The organism is Microcystis sp. M090S1, from assembly GCF_020246295.1.
GTDB classification, from domain to species: domain Bacteria; phylum Cyanobacteriota; class Cyanobacteriia; order Cyanobacteriales; family Microcystaceae; genus Microcystis; species Microcystis aeruginosa.
In genome coordinates, this window is the sequence record NZ_JADBTF010000217.1 from 1 (window position 1) to 4395 (window position 4395).

Annotated in this window: 9 protein-coding genes and 1 pseudogene; 9 read left to right on the plus strand and 1 reads right to left on the minus strand. The window is 41.2% G+C overall.

Annotated features, from left to right (window positions below; translation table 11 throughout):
* The 8 genes and pseudogenes from IM477_RS09735 to IM477_RS09770 all read left to right on the plus strand — a co-directional run.
* Positions 1-288: putative toxin-antitoxin system toxin component, PIN family (locus tag IM477_RS09735; protein ID WP_287731549.1), on the plus strand; the 288-nt coding region annotated here is incomplete at its 5' end.
* A gap of 61 nt (positions 289-349) precedes the next feature.
* Positions 350-523: a DUF4926 domain-containing protein gene (locus IM477_RS09740; RefSeq protein ID WP_287731550.1), complete on the plus strand. Its 174-nt coding sequence runs from the start codon at positions 350-352 to the stop codon at positions 521-523.
* Positions 524-618: 95 nt separating this feature from the next.
* Positions 619-843, plus strand: a complete 225-nt coding sequence (locus IM477_RS09745; RefSeq protein WP_287672733.1) for a C2H2-type zinc finger protein — start codon at positions 619-621, stop codon at positions 841-843.
* On the plus strand, positions 833-1255 hold the full coding sequence (locus tag IM477_RS09750) for a putative toxin-antitoxin system toxin component, PIN family (RefSeq protein ID WP_287731551.1): 423 nt from the start codon (positions 833-835) through the stop codon (positions 1253-1255). Before IM477_RS09745 ends, IM477_RS09750 begins: the two co-directional genes overlap by 11 nt.
* A 78-nt stretch (positions 1256-1333) precedes the next feature.
* Positions 1334-1576 carry a hypothetical protein gene (locus IM477_RS09755; protein WP_287731552.1) on the plus strand — a complete coding sequence of 81 codons (243 nt, stop codon included), beginning with the start codon at positions 1334-1336 and terminating at the stop codon, positions 1574-1576.
* Positions 1577-1609: 33 nt separating this feature from the next.
* Positions 1610-1981, plus strand: a complete 372-nt coding sequence (locus IM477_RS09760) for a ribbon-helix-helix domain-containing protein (protein ID WP_287731553.1) — start codon at positions 1610-1612, stop codon at positions 1979-1981.
* The gene (locus IM477_RS09765; RefSeq protein WP_287731554.1) at positions 1978-2358 is read left to right on the plus strand and encodes a type II toxin-antitoxin system VapC family toxin; all 381 of its coding nucleotides are present in this window, start codon (positions 1978-1980) and stop codon (positions 2356-2358) included. Before IM477_RS09760 ends, IM477_RS09765 begins: the two co-directional genes overlap by 4 nt.
* Positions 2359-2445: 87 nt before the next feature.
* A pseudogene (locus IM477_RS09770) lies at positions 2446-2614 on the plus strand (IS30 family transposase); the annotation flags it as partial.
* A gap of 28 nt (positions 2615-2642) precedes the next feature.
* Here IM477_RS09770 and IM477_RS09775 read toward each other — a convergent pair.
* On the minus strand, positions 2643-3095 hold the full coding sequence (locus tag IM477_RS09775) for a hypothetical protein (protein WP_061431049.1): 453 nt from the start codon (positions 3093-3095) through the stop codon (positions 2643-2645).
* Between the two features lie 231 nt (positions 3096-3326).
* Here IM477_RS09775 and IM477_RS09780 point away from each other — a divergent pair, with 231 nt between their 5' ends.
* Positions 3327-4178, plus strand: coding sequence for an alpha/beta fold hydrolase (locus IM477_RS09780; RefSeq protein WP_287731555.1), 852 nt, complete (start codon positions 3327-3329; stop codon positions 4176-4178).
* Positions 4179-4395: the final 217 nt, after the last annotated feature.

The following is a 4395-nucleotide window of genomic DNA, read 5'->3' on the forward strand; positions in this document are numbered from 1 at the left end:
TCAGAAAAGCTTATTGTAAAATTTACACTTTCTGAAGAAAAAACCGAGGAAATTATGGAAGAAGTTTGCCAATTTTCTCGAATTGTCAGAATTAATCAAGAGCTTGCCCTAGTATCTGCCGATCCTGACGACGATATGATCATAGAATGTGCGATCGCTGGCAATGCGACCTATATTATCACGGGAGACAAACATCTTCTTTCACTGGTTGAATATCAAAATATTCAGATCGTAAAGGCAAAAGATTTTCTGGACTTTTTAGATCAAAATAATAACTATGAATTATGAACTTTACTCCAATGTGATTTTATTAAAATATATTCCCGAAGAATGATTATCTGCGTGGGACGTGGGAACCTTGGTAGAAAAACATCAAATCGAGGGATTAGAAAGGGGTTATAGGGTTGAATTTTTCGATAGGTTGGGAAAAACGATTACTGTTGTCACCCTGCCCGAAAATTCCCTCCGTTTCCCCGCCCCGCTAAGGACCCGTGTTAAACTGATTAATCATGCTGGTGTCTAGAAGCGACCTATGCCGAACTTAACCTTAAGCAACGAACAAGTGATCGACTTATTCAAACAACTCCCCGAAGCACAGTAAGAATGAGCCTTAATAATATGAGCAAAATTTCGATCGAAGTCAGTCCCGAAACAGCGGCAGCCTATCAATCCGCATCCTCTGAAGAAAAAGAGCGTGTTCGGATTCTTATCGATCTGTTGATGAGAAGGCCGAGTGAAGACGATAGCGACTTTCTTGGTAAGCTGATGGACGAAATTAGCGATCGAGCCGAAGCTAGAGGATTAACACCCGAAATCCTAGAATCTTTATTAAATGAGCCTTGAATACTATTTCGTTTTCGATACAAATGTTTTAGTAAGTGCGCTTCTCTCTAAAAACGGTAAAGCGCGACAGGCATTCAACAAAGCTCGAAGGCTCGGTAAATTGTTAATGTCCGAGTCAACTTTGTTAGAATTAGTAACAGTCTTCGCTCGTCCGAAATTGAATAAATATGTTTCCTCTCTAGAAAAGGAAATATTTATTGTAACGATCGCAAAAGAGACCAAAGTTATAGAAATTCAGAGCGAAATAGTAGTTTGCCGAGATGAGAAAGATAATCAGTATTTAGAACTAGCGATCGATGGTCAAGCGACCTGTATTGTAAGCGGCGATTCTGATCTATTAGTTTTAAATCCATTTCGAGAAATCCCAATTTTAACGATTCAAGAATTTCTAGATCATGACTTTTCCTGTTAGCGATCAGTCCCCCCACCCACGAGCCAGCTAAAGACTCATGTTAAAATCGTTAATCATGCTGGTGTCTAGAAGCGACCTATGCCGAACTTAACCTTAAGCAACGAACAAGTGATCGAATTAGTCAAACAACTCCCCGAAGCACAGCAACAGGAACTATTTAGATTCCTAATCCATCGTCAGTGGGGAAATATGGAAGCTATAACCGATTACGGAAGCCAACAGGCAAAAATCGTCGCAGCAGAACGCGGCTACGATTGGGAGACAATGACCGAAGAGGAAAGAGAAGAATTTATCGATGAAATCGTTCACGAACCATCATAATATCGACCGAATTACACAGGAGCATATTTTACCATGAATATTACCTTAAATCCCGAATTAGAACAATTAATTAACTCTCAATTATCGACAGGGAAATATAATAGCGTTGAAGATTTATTGAAAGACGCTTTGTTAAATTTAGCGGACAAACAAAACCGTCAGGCTTTAAGCAAAAAAGTTAAAGAACTCTTCGATAAAACTCAATCCTTACCCGGCGTTCAGGATATTACCGAAGAAGAGATCGCCGAAGAAATTGAAGCGTACCGAAGAGAGGACTTAAAAGAAAAATGGGCTAAATGGTTTCAAGAAGTTGAAGAAATGGAATTGACCGCCTCTGAAATTAGTGAAAAGGACTATGAAAATCTTTTGATGGATAAATATAAACAACAGGGATTGATCCTATGATCCTGTGCGATACTGCCCCTTTATTCTGTTCGGTAGATAAATCTCAGCCACGACATCAAGCAGTTAAAATTTTTATCGAGAATGAGTCCTCTTATCTAATAACAACTTGGGCTTGTTTTACTGAATCCATGTATCTCTGCTTGAAACGTGGGGGATGGTCGATGCAAGCTCAACTCGGTAAATTGCTATTGAAGAAAATGGTACGGTTAGCCTCGATCGAAGAAAAAGATTATCCTCGATTACTGTCACTGATGGAAAAATATAAAGATCGCCCAATGGATTTAGCTGATGCGACTTTAGTCGTAACGGCTGAGAATTTAAAAATCAAACGAATTTTAACCTTCGATTCCGATTTTTTCTCGGTCAGCATCATTTAATCCGGTCATTGTCCTTGCCTCTGTTGATCAATTTCTTCTTCCTTTATATCCTGTTTTCAGTATTTCTGCAAAACTGAGATGCCCCCTCAGAAAATCGGGGCAGATTTTTATTTTGCTACTCCTTATCATTCTTGGGAGAGGGGGATTAAACGAGCATAATAAGGGACTATTAAGACAATTCTTGCCCAAGAAGACGAATTTTAAAATCCTGAAGCCAAAGGAGGTAGAAAGAGCCCTAAACTTAATTAACAATCGAGGTGGCTCCATAACAGCTTAAGCTAGAGCTAGTAAATATAAATAGCACCCTGTTGATTGATGTTAAAGGTGGTATAACCGGGGGTACTCCCCGGAACTTTGGTGACAGTAATCGTGACTAAATTATCATCATTGACCTCTACGGCATAGATTAAACTAGAAGAATAGGGATCTGCGGCGGCATTAGCCCGATTAATCAGAATATATGCTGGAATTACCAAACCTCTTAGGTTTGTCTCCGTACCTGGAGATAATAATTGGGGAGAGGAATTAATATTGGCCGATAGGTCATAATTGAGGTCAATATCGGTTTGATTGATGATTTTAATCTCCACGGGACGACTCGTATTCACCCTAGCAACAGGCTGCCAAGGACCGGGTTGAAAGGTGGTAGCGGGGGGATTTTGAGCGGGTAGAGAGGGGGGAAAAGCTAATCCCAGACTGAAGACGAGGGAAAGAGTTAAAAAGCGATCGCATTTCATAGATAAATCCTGGTCTAGGGTGTTCATCCTATTTTAGGAAGGTATCTCCAATGTTTTATACTTGAGTAGAAGCTTTTGAAATTGTCTATAGCGGTGAGTGATCAGCTATCGGGGGAATATCCTAAGCTTCCCCGATTTTGCTCTATAAACAAGGCTAAATACACCTTTTTTTCTCTAGAAGTTTCCCTAGTAACCCCTATCAACGGTTTAATTTAGGTTGAGATTGATTATATGCCTACCATCGACATATCGGGAGTATCCCACAGTTACGAGTTATTTTCGCCCCGAGCGGATAAACCGGTTTTAGTCTTTATACACGGTTGGCTGCTGAGTCGTCACTACTGGCAGCCTTTGATAGATATTCTCTCCCCGGATTATCCCTGTCTAGTCTATGATCTCCGGGGCTTTGGCGACTCCCAAAAAATCACCTCTAACAGTCCTCCTAGCAGTTATAACCTTGAATCCTACTCCCAAGACGTTATTACCCTTCTTAACCGCTTAAACCTCGATGCTGCTTGGTTAGTTGGTCATTCCCTCGGTGGTAGTGTTGCTTTGTGGGCCGCGGATAGCTGTCCTGAACGGATTAAAGGGGTAATCTGTATGAATGCCGGCGGTGGCATCTATCTAAAGGAGGAATTTGAGCGATTTCGGGAAGCCGGAAGACAGATTTTACAGAGAAGACCGCCTTGGTTGCCCCGTGTTCCCTTTATTGATGTTTTATTCTCGCGGATGATGGTCAAGCAAACCCTAGGTAAAAAATGGGGCAAACAGCGCGTGATTGATTTTGTCCGGGCCGATTACCAAGCAGCCCTAGGGTCACTTTTGGAAACCACCACTATCAGCGAAGTTCATCTTTTACCCCAGATTGTCTCCCGTCTCCCACAACCGGTCTATTTTCTGGCGGGGAAAGAGGATACGATTATGGAAGTTAAGTACGTTAACCATCTGGCCAGTTTTCATCCTTTGTTTGAAACTGGCAGCAACGTCATTGAGTTATCCGATTGTGGTCATTTTGCTATGCTGGAACAAACAGCAGCGGTGGTCCAAAAGATGATGGCTATTTTAAATCAGCATTGCGGTTAGAACCTTTAGGTAAGCGCATTCTTGAACTTTTTCAACAGTTTCTTAACTCCACCAACAGTGAACTAATACTAAATCCGTTGAGTATAGGCTACTTAAGTAGGTAGGCACAATTATTTGTAGGATGGGTTAGCGGTAGCGTAACCCATGCGGGCGTTGTGTTTCATGCTTCAACCCAAACTATGTTCTAAATCCGTTGAGTATAGGCTACTTATGAAGA

Excerpts from the sequence above, each read along its gene's own strand:
- IM477_RS09745 (WP_287672733.1), top strand. The coding sequence starts at position 619 with ATGAGCAAAATTTCGATCGAAGTCAGTCCCGAAACAGCGGCAGCCTAT.
- IM477_RS09750 (WP_287731551.1), top strand. The coding sequence starts at position 833 with ATGAGCCTTGAATACTATTTCGTTTTCGATACAAATGTTTTAGTAAGT.
- IM477_RS09755 (WP_287731552.1), top strand. The coding sequence starts at position 1,334 with ATGCCGAACTTAACCTTAAGCAACGAACAAGTGATCGAATTAGTCAAA.
- IM477_RS09760 (WP_287731553.1), top strand. The coding sequence starts at position 1,610 with ATGAATATTACCTTAAATCCCGAATTAGAACAATTAATTAACTCTCAA.
- IM477_RS09765 (WP_287731554.1), top strand. The coding sequence starts at position 1,978 with ATGATCCTGTGCGATACTGCCCCTTTATTCTGTTCGGTAGATAAATCT.
- IM477_RS09775 (WP_061431049.1), bottom strand. The coding sequence starts at position 3,095 with ATGAAATGCGATCGCTTTTTAACTCTTTCCCTCGTCTTCAGTCTGGGA.
- IM477_RS09780 (WP_287731555.1), top strand. The coding sequence starts at position 3,327 with ATGCCTACCATCGACATATCGGGAGTATCCCACAGTTACGAGTTATTT.